Consider the following 15,501-nt stretch of genomic DNA (forward strand, 5'->3'; position numbering starts at 1 on the left):
ACGGGAGTCAGTGATGGCCAGAGGCCGGGAGCTAGGCTGGACGCCATGATCGACTACCATCTCCACCTCTGGTCTCATGGCTCAAAAGACAAGCCGGTCGTACTCGAACAGCTGGCAGCGTACTGTGAACATGCGGCCGCGCAGGGGGTGTCGGAGATCGCGGTGACGGAGCATTTTTACCGCTTCTCGCAGGCGCGGTCGATTCTGTCTGGCTACTTCCGACGCTATCCAGAGAGCCCGATGCGTGATCTCATGGAGCAGTACTGGGAGCAAAACGCGACTGCCGATCTCGATCAATATGTTGCTGTTGCACTGGAGGCAAAGGCTGCGGGCCTCCCTGTCGTGATGGGTCTTGAGGTGGATTACTATCCCGAGGCGATGCACCGGGTACAAGCGATGCTGCTCGGATACCCCTTTGATGTCTTGCTTGGTTCCGTCCACTGGATTGAGACCTGGCCCTTTGATCATATCGATGACCCGGTGGTGATGGCGGAGTGGGAGCGCGTCGGTGTGGAGCCGGCTTGGGCGGCCTATACGCGAGCACTCGAGGAACTGGCGGCGACCGATACCGTGGATGTACTCGCACATCCTGATCTTGTGAAGGTGGCCGGTCATCGACCAGAGGTGCCCCAGGAGTACTTCGATCGCATGGCCGAGGCTGCGGCCGCGGCGGGCGTGGCCGCGGAGGTCTCCTCGGCGGGTATGCGCAAACCGGTGAGAGAGTTCTATCCCGCTCCCGAGCTTCTGCGGCGGTTTCTTGAGCTCGGGGTGCCGCTCACCACTGCATCAGATGCCCACGGTCTTGGTGATGTCGCTGATCGTGCGCCTGAGATAAAAGAGTTGCTGGTGGCGCATGGAGTGACTACGTTACGTCGTTTTGAGGGTCGAGTCGGCGCCGAGGTGGCGCTCTAGCCATGCTCGAGAGGGATGCGGCTTCGCTGATCGACTCGCGGCGTACCTATCTTGGCGAGCTCTTGCGCTTTTGGGGATTTCTTGCTGATCTTGGTTTCAGCGATCTGAGCATCGCACTTCCCATCGAGAACCAAGAGGGTCGGCGCGCGCGCTACACCATCGTCTCTCAGGTGCGTCCTGCCACCTCGCAGACGGCCCATCCTGGGGATCTGATCGGGATGCAGTTTGACCTTACCGAAGGATCTCCAATCTATCGCTGCTTTCATCGAAGCGAGATCGTTCATGAGACGCGCTCCGATCCGCGAAGTGGACGTCACATCACCTCGTGGTTCATCCCCTTACTTCAAGATGGCGAGGTCTTCGGTGTGATGATCCGCGACCAACTCAGTGAGCGACATCGCAATCCAGGAGAGCTGGAATCGACCTACCTGAACCTGTTCGATCAGTTCATGGCGATGTTGATCAATGGTCGATTCCCTTACCCACCGAGCGAGGTTGAGGAGGCCCCCCGGGTTGGTGATGGGGTGTGCGTGCTCGATGCGCATGAACGGATCCGGTTCCTCTCACCGAACGCGCTGAGCGCGCTGCACCGACTCGGGTGTCCAAGTGTGCGGGTAGGAATGAATCTCGAGGAACTAGGACTCCGTATTCAGGCGCTGCAGCGCGCCGACATACTTGGAGCACCAGTCTTTGAGGAGGTCGAAAAGTCTCGCGGGGTGACGGTCACCTTCTACTGTCTCCCGCTGTATCGCGGTGACGTCGGAAATGGGTATGTACTGCTATTGCGCGATGTGACCGACCTCCGTCAACGTGATCGCCTTTTGGCTTCGAAGGATGCGACGATTCGCGAAGTACATCACCGCGTGAAGAATAACCTGCAGACCATCTCGAGCCTCCTCAGTCTTCAAGCTCGGCGCCTCACCAATAACGAGGCCAAAACGGCGCTTGGCGAGGCGGAACGCCGCATCCGGTCCATTGCTGTGGTGCATGAGTTTCTTTCGCGGGACATCTCCGAAGAGGTGGAGATCGATGAGGTGATTGAGGCGCTGATTCGGCTCGCGCGTGAGTCGAAGTTGCCAGGGCGAGAACTCGATGTTGTCCTGGAGGGTTCGGCCGAACGGATCGATGCCCAGCGGGTAACGCCGTTGGCGATCGTGCTCGCGGAGTTGATTCAGAACTCGCTTGAGCATGGCTATGGCGATGATCGAAAGGCACTCAGCGTTCGAGTAATCCTCGAACGGCACCCAAAGGATCTGTGGGTGGAGATCAGTGATGATGGCGTCGGTTTCCCGGAGGATCTCGTTGGGGCGAGCGCAAAGTCGCTCGGGCTTGCCATCGTTCGCGACCTTGTCACCACCCAGCTTGATGGTACGATCACCTTCGATCATTCACGACGGGGTGGTGCGCTCGTTCGTCTTCGTATACCGGTGTTGACAAACTCCCGTTCCTGATTCCACCAATCTGCGAACGAGCGATAGGCTAGTACCTTGTAAGCGTTGGAAAAGTGCGTTGCAGAAGGGTAGGTACGCGCATGAAGGTTGCGGTGTGCGTTAAGCAGATTTCAGATCCGTCGGAGCCACAGAGGATCGATCCGGCTTCGATGCGCCTGACTCGGGCTGCCAAGGCAATTTTGGACGATTCTGACGCCTATGGCGTTGAGATTGCGTTACGACTCGCGGAGGCGGCTGGAGGTGCGGAGGTGATCCTGGTCTCAATGGCACCCAATCAGGAGGTCCAGGGGGTCAGGACCGGGCTCGCCATGGGAGCGACGAGTGCCGTTGTGATCAGCGACCCAGCACTTGCGGGTGCGGATGCGTTGACGACGGCGAAGGTGCTCGCTTCGGCGGCACAGCGCGTCGGTGCCGATCTGGTGATCGCGGCAACTGAGTCGACGGATGGGTATACGGGTACCGTTCCCGCTCAGATCGCTGCTCTCCTCGATTGGCCAGCATTGACCTTTGCCAAGCAGATCGAGCTGCGCGGGGCAGCGGTATCGATCCAGCGCCAGACCGAAGATGGCTACGACGTGGTGGAGGCGGATCTTCCTGCAGTGGTGAGTGTGACGGCAGGGGTTGTCGAGCCTCGGTACCCATCGTTTAAGGGAATTATGAGTGCGAAATCAAAGCCCGTTGAACAGCTCACACTCGCCGATTTAGGCCTCTCGGTGGAGATCCGCGAACAGGTAGTGGCCGTCGAGGACGCAGAGGCTCGCGCTGCTGGCCAAATTGTCGAAGACGACGGATCCGCTGAGACCGAGATTATCAATTACCTTGCTCAGATCAAAGTACTCTAAGGAGAAGAAATGTTAACAAACTGCGTGATTCTCGCTGAGCCCCAAGGAGGGGCAGTAGCGCCGGTTGCTCTTGAGCTCGCCACCTTGGCCCGGAGCCTGTCTGAGCAGGTGACGGCGGTCATCTATGACGTCGACGCTCAGGAGGCTGCGAAGACGCTTGGATCCTACGGGGTCACCGCGATCATCTCACTCGGATCCACCGATTCGCATCTGCCTGGCGTCCCTGTCGCTGATGCGATGCGTGAGGTGGTCAGCACCGTGGGCGCCCAGGCGGTTTTGGTCGCCCAATCGTACACAGGACGAGACGTCCTCGCCAGGCTTTCGGTCCTGCTCGACGCTCCGGTGCTCACCAACGCGGTGATGGTCCGGGAGGTCGATGGTGCTGTCGTCGCGGATAACCTGGTCTTTGGTGGCGAAAAGGTGGTATCTTCGAAGATCACTGCCCCGGTTCAGTTGCTAGCGATTCGCCCCAAGAGTATCGCCAGCGAGGCGGCTGCGGTGCCCGCTAATCCAGCCGTCACCGACGCATCGGTTAGCTCGAACACCAAGGCAAACCGGGCCGTGATCGTGTCGAGCCATGTGGAGGAGCGACAGGGACCGAAGCTAGACGAAGCCGAGATAGTGGTCTCCGGCGGCAGGGGGCTTGGAAGCGCGGAGAACTACCGCTATGTGGAGGAGCTGGCGGGATTGTTGCACGGAGCGACTGGAGCCTCTCGCGCGATCGTCGACGCGGGCTGGGTTCCGTATGCCTATCAGGTAGGGCAGACCGGCAAGACGGTGAAGCCTAACCTCTATCTTGCCATCGGTATCTCAGGCGCGACCCAGCATATGGTCGGCATGAAGGGGGCAAAAAACATCATCGCTATCAACAAGGATAAGGACGCTCCTATCCTCCAGATCGCCGATCTTGGCGTGGTCGGTGATGCGCAGAAGTTGTTGCCGCGATTGATCGAGGCGATTCGCCAAAGGGTCGGCGCCTAACACAGAAGATCGGCCGCCATCGGAGTTTTCGAAGATCGTGTCCGACAGAGTCGGTGACATGGTGATAGGATCGCAACAGCAACGAAGACAAGGAGTTGTGATGATCGTATCGACCACGTGCGAGCTGCCCGGTTATCGTATCGATCGGGTGGTTGGGCCAGTTTTTGGCCTGACCGTCCGATCGAGGAATGCCTTTTCCCAGGCTGGCGCGGGACTCAAGGCAATGTTTGGTGGTGAACTCAAAGGCATGACAAAGAACCTTGAGAACTCACGAGCGCAGGTTATTGAGCGAATGCAGGAGAGAGCTACCGAACTGGGAGCGAATGCCGTGGTTGCCTTCCGATTTGACACCTCGGAGATGGGTGGTGATTGGACGGAGATCTGCGCCTACGGGACCGCCGTCGTCGCAACGCCGGTAGGGTAACCGAAACCCGCCGGTCCGGCGACTATGAGACGATACCCGTGGCATTCTGGGGGGTCAACGGATGAGATCGCTCATGAGATGCCGTCACGGTTTTCAGATCAGTGGCCATGGGTAGGGGCGTTCGTCGACGTCGAGATCGATGAGTTCGCGCATCGATGCCACGACGCGTAGCCGATGAACCAGCGTTCTTCGCTCGCGCTGGCTGAGGAGCTGGGTGAACTCGGAGTTCAGGTTGTCTGCTGCATGGGTCATGGCATCGAGCAGTTCCTGGGTGATTGGAGCGCCACCAAACTCCCAAATCACGGTCCGCAGCTTGGGCTCAGCATGGAAGCAGAGGGCGTTGTCGATGCCCCAGAGGTGTCGACCTTGATCAAGTAGAAGATGGCCAGCCTTGCGATCAGCGTTGTTGGCGACGAGGTCAAAGGCGGCGATCTCGATGAACCGGTCACGTAGGTCAGGCTCGCCGTAGAGCTCAAAGTAGTGCAGGTCAAAATTGGCATCGATGAAACTCTGGAGCGATCCTCTCCCGAGTGGGAGATCATCGCGGATGACAATCGGTGGAATGAAATCGAGCCCGAGCTGGCGAGCGAGCACATAACTTGCTCGTTCTCGTCGAAAAAGCCCAGCGGTGAAGTCCCACAGCGGTCGCTCTAGGGATGCAGGTTTGTAGACCCCAAGGTGGCCGCTCTCGAGTTCGACGAGGAGCGCTCCATTCGAACTCGCCTCGATTCTTCCGAGGATGGTTACCTCGCCGGTTGTGAGTTCCGCTTCGGTTGCTAGAGGCTCGGAGCTCGATGGCCGTTGGTTCTCGGGCATGCGTGTCCTTGTGGATCGAGTGGGTAACCGCACAGTGGACATGGTGGGCGTCCCTGCTCCACCAGCCTGGTGGCGGTGATCGCGAACTGTGCCGCTTGTTCTCGGGTGATGATGAAACGTGCCGACGCGGACTCGGCGCCTTCGGCGGCGAGCTCTTGCAGCTCGATCTCGATCAGCTCGGTGGTCGCATCGACCTCGATCTCGATGGAACCGACGGCCCACGCTGGGGTCAGGTCGCCCAGGAGTGACTGGTCACCACTGAGTTCGTGGGGACGCGAGAGCTCCTCAAGCGCGGTGGTGAGCCCTTGAACAAGCGCGAGCACCTGCGTCTTCTCGACCTTGACCGTCAGCAGGAAGAGGCCTGAGCCGACCTGTAGGAGGAAGACGCGATGGCCGGGCTCACCTTGGGTTCCGACAGTGAAGTGGGTCACTGAACCAAAATCGATCAATTCGCTCAAACTGGTGCTCCTCCAATCATCACTCCGGTGTTGAGAGAGTCCAAGTTTATGCCCGATTCACCGATAACAAAGACCGTCATTGATGCGGTAGCGACGGAGATGCGATGCATCTGGTCGAGATGGATGCCCAAGGCCTCTGTGGCCAAAATCTTGATGGGATCCGCATGGGTGAATCCAACCACGGTCTCTCCGCTGTGTTGGTGGCGGATCTCGTTCACGAGATCGAGCATGCGGTCGAGGACCTCCCGGATGGATTCGCCGCCGGGGAAGCGAAAGTTCCCGGCTTGGGCCATGAGGTCACGCCAGGCGGGTTTGCGGTAGAGCTTGGTCAGCGTCGCTCCCGTCCACTCGCCGAAGTCGCATTCGATCAGCCGTTCCTCGACGACGAGTGGTTGGTCGAGGCGTCTGATCAGTGGTTCTGCCGTCTCGCGAGCTCGTTCGAGTGGTGATGCGAGAACGACATCAACCGTTCCGTACCTTGGGCCGAGTTGTTCGCCGACCGCCGTTGCCTGTTGGAGCCCGCGCGTGGACAGGTGGAGACCCTCGGCCCTGCCGGGGAGGATTTTGCCGGTGGTCGGGGTGGTGCCGTGGCGGACCAGAATGAGTCGAGTGGGGGTGGTAGCCAGGTTCCTAGAGCCTTTCGACGATCATCGCCATGCCCTGCCCGCCTCCGACGCACATGGTCTCGAGGCCATAGCGGCCCTTCGTGCTGGCGAGGCCATTCAGGAGGGTCGTCATGATGCGAGCGCCGGTCATGCCGAATGGGTGACCGAGCGCGATCGCCCCACCGTGTGGGTTGAGTTGATCCTCAATCGAGATATGGGTCTCGCGCGCCACCGGCAGCACCTGGGCGGCGAAGGCCTCGTTCAGTTCGACGATGTCCATCTGCTCGATCGTGAGACCGGTGAGCGCGAGGACTTTGTTGATGGCCTCGATGGGTCCAACACCCATGATCTCGGGTGCGATTCCCGTTACCGCACTCCCAACGATGCGAGCAAGCGGAGTGAGCCCGAGCTCATTGGCGAGTCGGTCTGACATCACCACCACGCCGGCAGCGCCGTCGTTAAGGGGACACGAGTTGCCGGCAGTGACGGTTCCCTCTGGCAGGAAGACGGGCTTGAGTTCGGCGAGTTTTTCGATGGTCGTATTCGGTCGTGGCCCGTCGTCCTGGCTGATCACGCTCTGATCCGCTCGCGTGACCGGTAGGATCTCTCTTGCGAAAAAGCCGGAGTTGATGGCGGCACTCGCGCGATCCTGAGAGAGCTTAGCGTACGCATCCATCGCCTCACGAGTGACTCCAAATTGCTTTGCGACGTTCTCGGCGGTGAGGCCCATGGGGATGTACATCTCGTCGATGTAGTCGGCGCGGGTCGTATCGGTGAAGCGCGGGTTCATGTCCTCGGGATCGAACCCTTTGAGTGAGCACCGGGTCGTACTCTCGACACCACCGGCGACAAAAACGTCTCCCTCCCCGGCTTTGATCGCGTGGAAGGCCATCCGGATCGCCTGGAGCGAGGAGGCGCAGAACCGGTTGACGGTGGTTCCTGGAACGCTCTCGGGCAGACCCCCAAGCCCGGCGACGTTGCGTCCTAGGTTCATGCTCTGTTCTCCGTGTTGGAGGGCGGCGCCCCAGATTACGTCGTCGATGCGACTTGGATCAAGTGATGGCAGTCTTCGCATCAGCTCGGCGATCACGAGACCCGAGAGGTCATCGGGTCGTTCGTTGATCAACGAACCTTTAAAGGCCCTGCCAATAGGGGTACGTACAGCGGCAACAATGACGGCTTCTGACATTTTCGATTCTCCTTTGGGTGATTGTTTTGACGTACAACGCTAGGTGGCTACCTCCAAAGTGACCCCGATGTAGCAAACGCCTGTTGCAGCCATCGTCATCGGCGTCGTGGAGCTAGCGTGATGGGGCCATCGCCTCGCAGAGGCGCAGGATGCGTGTGGCATGCCCGGTGGCCTTGACCGCATAGAGGGCATGAGCGATCGTAAGATCTGGGTTGAGGATAAAGGTGGATCGAATGACGCCAACGACCTTGCGACCGTAGTTCATCTTTTCTCCGTAGGCACCCCAAGCGGCCATGACGCCCTTGCTGGGGTCGGAAAGAAGATCAAACCCTAGATGAAAGCGTTCGGCAAAGTTCAAGTGGCTCTCAACGGTGTCGGGAGAGATGCCGACGAGCTCAATGTTGAGCTCCCTCAGCCGATCACCCATCTCATTGAGGTCAGTGGCCTCAAGCGTGCATCCGGGCGTCATGTCCTTCGGGTAAAAGTAGACGATGCTGACCTTACCAGCGAGTGACTCAAGGCATCGCTGTGTTGAGTACTGGTTTGGTAGGCAAAATGACGGTGCCTTGTCGCCCGAGGCAAGTCTCACGGAGTCGGTCATCCCTCCAGGCTAGCGCATATCGAGCCACTCCGGTAGTCGGGGGCCGGGTGTGGTGACGCGTCTCGTAATCCGGTGAGGCAGATGAGCGATGTCGACTGACCGAGGTGCACAATGCCGTACTTGGTCCATCGTTCGTCAGAATCTGTTATACTCGCGAGCATGGTCTTCGTCTCCTGGGTGAGCGGCATGGTGATGGTGGGGCTCGCCCTCGCTGTGATCCTGGTCATCGATAATCGTCGTAAGAGAACGAGCTATGCCCAAGTCTTGCGCGAGTATCCCCCCGCTCAACAACGTCGATGGCGCAAAACGGTGAAGGAACTGCATCGCCAGGGTGTTCTCGATGCAGCGCCGCTGCCGCAGCCAGGGTTGACGATCGATGAAGTGCCGACAACCTTTCTCCTCGCGGAGAAGATGCGACTGGAGTCTTTGCGGCGAATGCAGCCGGTGATGATGGTCGTCCTTGGGGTCGAAATGCTAGGCTTCATGTTGGTATTGTCTGGATCCAATGGCGACCGAACGCTAGCGATCGTCGGCCCGCTGGCGGGCCTGTTGTTCTCCTATCTTTGGGTGCTCGGGCGGTGGGCGTGGCATCAGTTGCGTCGGCGTAGTTCTCCGGGGGTCGCGAGAGGAAGAGTGCCAAAGCTGATCAGATCCTACGAGTATGCGCTTGCGTTGCGCAACAGATGAGTACTCGTCGAGGGCGTGACACGATGACTGCAGGCGGCCGCGCGAGCTGCATGGGTGTCGGAGGTCTGTTCACCGCGTAACAGGCGTGATGGTGAGTAGCTGACCTCACGCGGGCGCGTCTACTTTTTTCTCCCACACCAGCGAGTGCCTTCGTCGGGGCTCTGTGGGTAGCCCACCTCGATCAGGGGAGCCTCCACCCTGGAGGTAGGCTAGAGGGAGAACAAACGGAGGTTAGCTATGTCCCTGACGCTACTTGAGCCGGCGAAGTCGGTATTGGTCATCACTGCCCATCCAGACGATGTGGATTTCGGCATCGCTGGTACGATTGCCGCATGGCGCAAGCAAGGCACGGAGGTTGCCTACTGCATCGTCACCGACGGTGATGCGGGTGGCTTCGACCCGAGCATCGCGCGTTCCGAGATACCCGCGATTCGTCGACGTGAACAGCGGGCTGCCGCGAAGGTGGTCGGCGTCGATACGGTTGAATTTCTCGGCTATCACGATGGATCACTCGAGGTGTCGATGCCGTTGCGACACGATATCACCGCGATGATCCGACGGTTCCGGCCCGAACGTGTGCTCTGCCAATCTCCGACGCGCAATTTTGCTCGTATCGGTTCGTCGCACCCCGATCATCTCGCGGCTGGTGAAGCAGCGCTCTGCGCGGTCTATCCGGATGCTCGCAATCCCTTTACCCATCGCGACCTCTTAGAACAGGGTCTTGAGGCGCATACGGTGCTCGATGTGGCGCTGATGGCGTACCCTGACCCGACGCACTACGTGGATGTGACCGATACCTTTGATGCCAAGCTTGAGGCAATTGAACAACACAAGAGTCAACTACCCGATCCTGAGGGAATGCGTACGATGGTTCGAGGCTGGCTCGCCATGGGAGCCGCTGCCGCGGGTCTCGCGGATGGGCGTTTGGCGGAGCTATTCTTTCTGGTAAAGACTGCGTAATTACAAGGGGGTAAGGGTCAATGGCGACACAACTCGGTTCTGATCTTCTCGCTCACATTGGATCGACTCCACTGGTGCAGGTAGAGGAGGGAATTTTTGCCAAGCTCGAGTATCTCAATCCATCGGGCTCGATCAAGGCGCGCATCGCGAAGTACATGATCGAGCGGGCAGAGGAACAGGGCCTGTTGGAACCCGGGATGACCATCGTCGAGGCTTCGAGCGGGAATACCGGTAACGCGCTCAGTATGGTGGCGGCGGTCAAAGGCTACAAGATGCTGGTGATCATGCCAGAGGGTCTCAGCAGTGAACGAGTGGCGATATCCAGGGCTTTTGGAGCGCAGGTCCGTGAGATAGGGGATTTCCATGTCAACAATGCGCTCGAGGAGGCGCGACTGCTTGGAGCACAACCGGGTTTTTATTGCCCAGGTCAGTTCGACTCTGAGCTCAATGTAGAGGAGAACCGGGAGGTTTTTGGACCTGAGATCCTTGCTGATCTCGGTGATGGGCGTCTACCGGACGCTTTTGTCATGGGTGTTGGCACGGGTGGCACCCTGATCGGAGTCGGGCAATGCCTGCATGCCGCCAATCCATCCTGTTGGGTGGTCGGCATGGAGCCCGATGAGTCGTGCACAATCCTCTGTGGTGAGGTTCATCACCACAAGATCGAGGGTATCGCCGATGGTTTTATTCCTGGCATCTTTGCGCGCCACCATGATGAGGTGAACGAGTTGGTGGCGGTGACCAGTTTGGATGCCATCACGGAGATGTATGCACTTGCGCAGCGGGGTTATTTGGTTGGTCCGAGTTCTGGTGCCAATCTAGTGGCGGCCAGACGCTTGAAGGAGCGCCATCCCGAGTTTGGAACGATCGTCACAGTCCTCTGCGATGAGGGTGAGAAGTACTTAAGCGAGTACTACCTCGGTCAGTAAAGCCTAAAAGCACCGGGACGGTTTTCGCGAGAACAAGAACGTAGAAGAGGGCGGTGCAACAGCACCGCCCTCTTCTCATGATCAGTTGTGGGCGCGAAGCCCTTGGCCCGTTGGGAGGCCAAGGACTCCTACCGACCGGCTAGTCGGCGAGACTTGCCTCACCATTTTGGATTCCGCGACGGAGCTCAGCTGCCCGGGCGAAGGCCTGCTCAGTGTCCTCACTATTACGACCCGAGGCAACGGCCCAGGTGTAGAAGACAATGGCCACGATGATATCGACGACGATGTCATAGGGGTAGTGGATGAACCCCTTGTTATGGTTGAACGGAGCGCCAAACCGTGCCGCACCAAAGTAGGCGATGGCGAGCATGGAGAGGAGATAGACCGGTAGCCAGATGCCGGACTTCCAGTCCTCACGTGTGATTTTTTCGACAGGCGCTCCCGCCATAGAGGCGATGAGGTAAATAGCGGTTCCACCGAGAATGCCGACAACGAGCTTCCAGTCAACTCCCCAACCTGACCAGTAGATGATGAGCGTGCCACCGATGAAGGCCAGCAAGCCAAAGGCTTTGGCTCCACCCAACCGGAAGGGACGGTGCTTGTCATTGTGGTACTTGCGGAAGACGGCGAGCGAGACTGGACCCATCACATAGGTGAAGGCCGTCGCCGAGGAGATGACCCCCACTAGGCTCTGCCAGCTCGGGAAGGGGAGCAAGAAGATAATGGCGAAAAGCACGGTGATGGACATGGCCCAGATTGGAACGCCGAAACGTTCGGAGACGCTCCGGAACTTGTTCCCGAGATAGTTGTTACGAGCTGAGCCGAGTACGACGCGCCCACCAGAGGAGAGGTAAACCAGTCCGGTGCCTGACGGCGAGAGGACGGCATCGGCGTAGAGGATCGATGCAAGCCAACCTAGGCCGATGATGGTCGCTACTTGGGCGAATGGTGAGGTATAGGCCAACGCAGCCCAACCCTTGGCGATCGCATTTGGTGGAAGCGCAGCGATGAAGACGACCTGAACCAGGGTGTAGACCAACGCTCCAAGAAGGATCGCGGTGAGGATGGCCCGTGGTACATCGCGCTGTGGGTTCTTCGCCTCACCAGCCATATCGACCGCCTGCCGGAAGCCGAGCAAGGAGAAGATGATACCTCCTGAGGAGATGGCAATGAAGACGCCAGCGGTGCCATAGGGCATGAAGCCCGATCCATGGGCCGTGGTCGCTGTGTAGTTACCCCAGTGCTTGGCGACGAAGAGAATCACGATGATCGTCAGTGTCGGCGTGACGAACTTGAGGAACGTCACCACACTGTTGATCTTGGCAAAGACCTTGACCCCGTAGATATTGATCGCGTAGAAGATGAGGAGAATGATGGCCTCGACCACAAAGTCTAAGGTCTTGTTGTTCTGGAACGAGGTGATGTAGTGCTCGGCGTACTGGACGACCGCTTCTGCCTCGATAGCTGGTACTGCCGCGTATCCCAGGAATGCACCCCAGCTCATGATGAAGCCGACGAGCGAACCGTGGGAGAAGTGCGGAAATCTTGTGATTCCACCGGCCTCGGGCAACATGCCGGAGAGCTCGGCGTAGACGAGCGCGATGAAGGTGACGATGATCGCTGCGATGATCCATGCCAAGATGGCGGCTGGACCAGCGTAGTTTGCTGCGTAGAGCACACCGAAGAGCCACCCAGACCCGATGATCGCACCGAGGCCCGCGAAGCTGAGGTCGATATACGACATCTCGCGTCGTAAGCGCCCCCCTTCGGTAGTTTTGTTTATCTGCATTGAGTAGGTCCCCCTGACTTCCCATTTTGTTGTCTCTGGCCTTGTCATTAGCCGTCGAAGCCATTGTGGACTTCGATTGTGCTAAACCTAGTACCATTCGCAGGGACAGGTCGACATTTTTGTTAAATTTGTGACGTTTCCACGTCGATGAGCTCCGCTACGGGTCGAGATGCCAGGCGCTGCAGCAGAGGTCAGCAGCGCTCATCGGCGTTAGTCGATCGTTTCGGGGGTAGGTGCCGGTAAGTCGGTAGCCCCTGGTGATCGAAACTGCCGTTCGAAGACGCTTGCGTAGAGTCCCTGCTGAATCAGCAAGTCCTGGTGCGAACCGACCTCAGCGACCTGGCCGTGATCGAGGACCACGATCGTATCGGCGTCCAAAACCGTGGAGAGTCGGTGGGCGATGACGAGCGACGTCCGGCCTCGCAGGGTACGTTGAATTGCCCCCTGGATGAGCGCCTCGTTAGTGGAGTCCAAGCTCGAGGTGGCTTCATCGAGGACGACGACTCTCGGGTCCTTCAACAGGACTCGGGCGATCGACAGGCGTTGCTTCTCACCACCTGAGAGTCGGTAACCCCGTTCGCCTACCAGCGTGTCGAGCCCTTGGGGAAGGCGGTCGATGAGTTCGGCTAGTTGACTCGCTTCGACCGCGTGGAGGAGGTCTTGGGTGGTCGCGTGGATGTTGGCATATAGGAGGTTAGACCTCACGGTGTCATGGAAGAGAAAGGGATCCTGAGAGACGACACCGACGAGTGCTCGTAACTCCTCCAGATCGAGCTGGCGTAGATCAACACCGTCGAGGGTGATCGACCCATCGATTGGGTCATAGAGGCGAGTGATCAGGTTCGTCACGGTGGTTTTGCCAGCGCCTGAATGTCCCACGAGCGCTGTCATCGTCCCTTCGGCCAAGGTGATGGTGATGTCAGACAGCGCATACTCCTCCGTGGGAGCCTTGGTCAGTGTCGGGTTCTTGGCAAGACTCGCCAACGGGGTTGCGCTTGGGTAACGAAAACTGACATGGTCGAAGACGATGCGTCCCCTTGGATGGGCAAGGTGGATGGGATGGGTCGGGTTCTGCACCTCGGGCGTGAGGTCGAGCACCTCGTAGACCCGGTCGAAGCTCACAAGAGCTTGAAGAAGGTTGACACGGGCCGAGGAGAGATCGGTGAGGGGCGCGAAGAGCTTCGTCACGTACTGTGCCAGGGCTACCAGGGCACCAAGTGTGAGCGCGTGGTGGAGCGCCTCGTCTCCACCGATGGCGTACACCGCTATCGTCCCGATGCCACCCATGAGTGCCAAGGCGCTATAGTACAGTCGTCCAAAAAGTGCAAAACGGATGCCAGCCTCTCGGACATCGGCTGCCTGGGTTCGAAATTGCTGAGATTCCCGGTTCCTGTTGCCGAACAACGAGACCAGCAACGATCCAGAGACGTTGAAGCGTTCCTGTTCGAAGGCGGTCATCTCCGCATTCGCCTGCATCTGGACCCGAGCGTACTGGGTAAGACGCTTGCCGAGCAGGCGATCGAGGATGATCAGTACCGGCACGATCAGCAATGCGAGAGCGGTCACCTCTGGGGAGAGTTCGAACATGAAAAAGAGCGTAAACACGAGGGTGGCGACGTCTGAGACCAGCGAGCCGAGCGTTCCAACGACCTGCTGCGAGGCAACGACATCGTTGTTGACTCGCGAGATGATCGAGCCAGTCTGCGAATGGGTGAAGAAGCTGAGGGAGAGGGTTTGCATGTGTTCAAAGAGACGGATTCGTAGCCGGTAAATGATCCCCTCTCCGATTACGGACTGAAGGTAGCGGCTGAACACACCGACTCCGGTCTGGGCGAGCGTGAGGATGCCGAGGATGACCGTGTAGATGATCAACAGGTGAAGTGAACCTCGCGGAATGGCATTGTTGATGAGGTCCTTAAAGAGCAGAGGAGTGAGGGAACCGAAGAGTGCTCCGAGCAAAATCGCCACAAGGTAGGCGACGATACCAAAGCGAAACTCCTTGGTCACCTGCCAGGCTCGACCGAGTGTTCTGCTGTCGATGTCCTTCACTGAAACAGGATTTGAAGTCCTGTTCCGAAGGCCGCGCATCGTATTCACTGGCGTTGTCTGATTGTCTGCACACCAAAAAGGCTAGTAGCCTTGAGCGAGGTTTGTGAAGAGAAGGGATATCCATGGACAAGGACAGCTTCTATGAAGTAGTCTTCGGGCGTCGGGACGTCCGGGGTCAATTCAATGGCGGGGCGATGGATCCCAAGGTGCTCGGGCGGATCTTGACGGCAGCCCATAGCGCACCGAGCGTTGGGATGTCCCAACCCTGGGATTTTGTCTTGGTCGAGGCGGGTGAGACCCGCCGAGCTTTCCATGCTCATGTCGAGCATGAACGAGCCGTTTTCGCGGCCAGTCTGGATGACGAGTCGCGAGCGCGTTTCCGTGGAATCAAGATCGAGGGAATCCTCGATGCCAGCCTCGGCATCGTGGTAACCTACGATCCAGAGCGTGGCTCTCCTCACGTCCTTGGTCGTCATGCGATCGCTGATGCGGGACTCTATTCCGTGTGCTTAGCGATTGAGAACCTTTGGCTCGCTGCAACCGCGGAGGAGATCGGCGTCGGGTGGGTCTCCTTCTATCGCGAGGAGTTTCTCGCCGATCTTGTGGGGCTTCCTGTCGGCGTGCGGCCAATCGCTTGGCTCTGTATTGGTCCGGTCACGCACTTTGAACAGGTCCCCGACCTAGAGAGGCTGGATTGGCAGGCGCGGCGCCCCCTTTTGCCCTACGTGCATGTCGATCGATTTGGCAGCCAGTCAGGTGCTGAACGTATTGCCGCGGTACCCCGAGATGGGGGCGACTGACACGCAAA

The 15,501-nt window shown here is 58.8% G+C and carries 16 protein-coding genes; 9 read left to right on the forward strand and 7 right to left on the reverse strand.

The window, feature by feature from the left end; genetic code table 11:
• Positions 1-45 precede the first annotated feature (45 nt).
• From M7Q83_RS06215 to M7Q83_RS06235, 5 genes are all read left to right on the forward strand, one after another.
• A complete protein-coding gene (locus M7Q83_RS06215; RefSeq protein ID WP_298336467.1) occupies positions 46-912 on the forward strand; it encodes a PHP domain-containing protein in 867 nt (288 codons plus the stop codon).
• Positions 913-914: 2 nt separating this feature from the next.
• Positions 915-2,363 (forward strand): sensor histidine kinase, encoded by a 1,449-nt coding sequence (locus M7Q83_RS06220; RefSeq protein ID WP_298336469.1) that lies wholly within the window; start codon positions 915-917, stop codon positions 2,361-2,363.
• 149 nt (positions 2,364-2,512) lie between these two features.
• Complete coding sequence (locus M7Q83_RS06225; RefSeq protein WP_298336471.1) at positions 2,513-3,205, forward strand: electron transfer flavoprotein subunit beta/FixA family protein; 693 nt, start codon at positions 2,513-2,515, stop codon at positions 3,203-3,205.
• Positions 3,206-3,214: 9 nt separating this feature from the next.
• Entirely contained in the window at positions 3,215-4,186 is a 972-nt protein-coding gene (locus tag M7Q83_RS06230; RefSeq protein WP_298336473.1) for an electron transfer flavoprotein subunit alpha/FixB family protein, read from the forward strand.
• 100 nt (positions 4,187-4,286) lie between these two features.
• On the forward strand, positions 4,287-4,610 hold the full coding sequence (locus M7Q83_RS06235) for a YbjQ family protein (RefSeq protein ID WP_298336476.1): 324 nt from the start codon (positions 4,287-4,289) through the stop codon (positions 4,608-4,610).
• Between the two features lie 93 nt (positions 4,611-4,703).
• On the opposite strand, the gene M7Q83_RS06240 is transcribed toward M7Q83_RS06235, so the two are convergent.
• The 5 genes from M7Q83_RS06240 to M7Q83_RS06260 form a co-directional block, all read right to left on the reverse strand.
• Entirely contained in the window at positions 4,704-5,426 is a 723-nt protein-coding gene (locus M7Q83_RS06240; protein ID WP_298336478.1) for an SCO1664 family protein, read from the reverse strand.
• Complete coding sequence (locus M7Q83_RS06245) at positions 5,387-5,884, reverse strand: DUF3090 family protein (protein WP_298336480.1); 498 nt, start codon at positions 5,882-5,884, stop codon at positions 5,387-5,389. Before M7Q83_RS06245 ends, M7Q83_RS06240 begins: the two co-directional genes overlap by 40 nt.
• Complete coding sequence (locus M7Q83_RS14225) at positions 5,881-6,510, reverse strand: histidine phosphatase family protein (protein WP_366526379.1); 630 nt, start codon at positions 6,508-6,510, stop codon at positions 5,881-5,883. The genes M7Q83_RS06245 and M7Q83_RS14225 overlap by 4 nt, the downstream gene beginning before the upstream one ends.
• A 4-nt stretch (positions 6,511-6,514) precedes the next feature.
• Complete coding sequence (locus M7Q83_RS06255; RefSeq protein ID WP_298336484.1) at positions 6,515-7,678, reverse strand: acetyl-CoA C-acyltransferase; 1,164 nt, start codon at positions 7,676-7,678, stop codon at positions 6,515-6,517.
• A 112-nt stretch (positions 7,679-7,790) separates the two neighbouring features.
• Positions 7,791-8,279 carry a peroxiredoxin gene (locus M7Q83_RS06260; RefSeq protein WP_298336486.1) on the reverse strand — a complete coding sequence of 163 codons (489 nt, stop codon included), beginning with the start codon at positions 8,277-8,279 and terminating at the stop codon, positions 7,791-7,793.
• 111 nt (positions 8,280-8,390) lie between these two features.
• Between M7Q83_RS06260 and M7Q83_RS06265 the strand changes: the two genes are divergently transcribed.
• The 3 genes from M7Q83_RS06265 (at position 8,391) to M7Q83_RS06275 (ending at position 10,855) form a co-directional block, all read left to right on the forward strand.
• Complete coding sequence (locus M7Q83_RS06265; RefSeq protein ID WP_298336488.1) at positions 8,391-8,966, forward strand: hypothetical protein; 576 nt, start codon at positions 8,391-8,393, stop codon at positions 8,964-8,966.
• Positions 8,967-9,203: 237 nt separating this feature from the next.
• The gene (locus tag M7Q83_RS06270; RefSeq protein WP_298336490.1) at positions 9,204-9,926 is read left to right on the forward strand and encodes a PIG-L deacetylase family protein; all 723 of its coding nucleotides are present in this window, start codon (positions 9,204-9,206) and stop codon (positions 9,924-9,926) included.
• A 20-nt stretch (positions 9,927-9,946) separates the two neighbouring features.
• On the forward strand, positions 9,947-10,855 hold the full coding sequence (locus M7Q83_RS06275; RefSeq protein WP_298336492.1) for a cysteine synthase family protein: 909 nt from the start codon (positions 9,947-9,949) through the stop codon (positions 10,853-10,855).
• A 139-nt stretch (positions 10,856-10,994) separates the two neighbouring features.
• Here M7Q83_RS06275 and M7Q83_RS06280 read toward each other — a convergent pair whose 3' ends face one another.
• Positions 10,995-12,644 carry an APC family permease gene (locus tag M7Q83_RS06280; protein WP_298336494.1) on the reverse strand — a complete coding sequence of 550 codons (1,650 nt, stop codon included), beginning with the start codon at positions 12,642-12,644 and terminating at the stop codon, positions 10,995-10,997.
• Between the two features lie 210 nt (positions 12,645-12,854).
• Positions 12,855-14,651, reverse strand: a complete 1,797-nt coding sequence (locus tag M7Q83_RS06285; RefSeq protein ID WP_298336496.1) for an ABC transporter ATP-binding protein — start codon at positions 14,649-14,651, stop codon at positions 12,855-12,857.
• 164 nt (positions 14,652-14,815) lie between these two features.
• Between M7Q83_RS06285 and bluB the strand changes: the two genes are divergently transcribed.
• A complete protein-coding gene (gene bluB, locus M7Q83_RS06290) occupies positions 14,816-15,493 on the forward strand; it encodes a 5,6-dimethylbenzimidazole synthase (RefSeq protein WP_298336498.1) in 678 nt (225 codons plus the stop codon).
• The last annotated feature ends 8 nt before the right edge of the window (positions 15,494-15,501 follow it).

Origin of the sequence: Ferrimicrobium sp., from assembly GCF_027364955.1 — a bacterium.
Taxonomy (GTDB): Bacteria; Actinomycetota; Acidimicrobiia; order Acidimicrobiales; family Acidimicrobiaceae; genus Ferrimicrobium.

What these genes read in the sequence shown, in the direction of transcription:
- M7Q83_RS06215 (WP_298336467.1), top strand. Translation starts at nt 46, where the DNA reads ATGATCGACTACCATCTCCACCTCTGGTCTCATGGCTCAAAAGACAAG.
- M7Q83_RS06220 (WP_298336469.1), top strand. Translation starts at nt 915, where the DNA reads ATGCTCGAGAGGGATGCGGCTTCGCTGATCGACTCGCGGCGTACCTAT.
- M7Q83_RS06225 (WP_298336471.1), top strand. Translation starts at nt 2,513, where the DNA reads ATGCGCCTGACTCGGGCTGCCAAGGCAATTTTGGACGATTCTGACGCC.
- M7Q83_RS06230 (WP_298336473.1), top strand. Translation starts at nt 3,215, where the DNA reads ATGTTAACAAACTGCGTGATTCTCGCTGAGCCCCAAGGAGGGGCAGTA.
- M7Q83_RS06235 (WP_298336476.1), top strand. Translation starts at nt 4,287, where the DNA reads ATGATCGTATCGACCACGTGCGAGCTGCCCGGTTATCGTATCGATCGG.
- M7Q83_RS06240 (WP_298336478.1), bottom strand. Translation starts at nt 5,426, where the DNA reads ATGCCCGAGAACCAACGGCCATCGAGCTCCGAGCCTCTAGCAACCGAA.
- M7Q83_RS06255 (WP_298336484.1), bottom strand. Translation starts at nt 7,678, where the DNA reads ATGTCAGAAGCCGTCATTGTTGCCGCTGTACGTACCCCTATTGGCAGG.
- M7Q83_RS06260 (WP_298336486.1), bottom strand. Translation starts at nt 8,279, where the DNA reads ATGACCGACTCCGTGAGACTTGCCTCGGGCGACAAGGCACCGTCATTT.
- M7Q83_RS06265 (WP_298336488.1), top strand. Translation starts at nt 8,391, where the DNA reads ATGCCGTACTTGGTCCATCGTTCGTCAGAATCTGTTATACTCGCGAGC.
- M7Q83_RS06270 (WP_298336490.1), top strand. Translation starts at nt 9,204, where the DNA reads ATGTCCCTGACGCTACTTGAGCCGGCGAAGTCGGTATTGGTCATCACT.
- M7Q83_RS06275 (WP_298336492.1), top strand. Translation starts at nt 9,947, where the DNA reads ATGGCGACACAACTCGGTTCTGATCTTCTCGCTCACATTGGATCGACT.
- M7Q83_RS06280 (WP_298336494.1), bottom strand. Translation starts at nt 12,644, where the DNA reads ATGCAGATAAACAAAACTACCGAAGGGGGGCGCTTACGACGCGAGATG.
- bluB (WP_298336498.1), top strand. Translation starts at nt 14,816, where the DNA reads ATGGACAAGGACAGCTTCTATGAAGTAGTCTTCGGGCGTCGGGACGTC.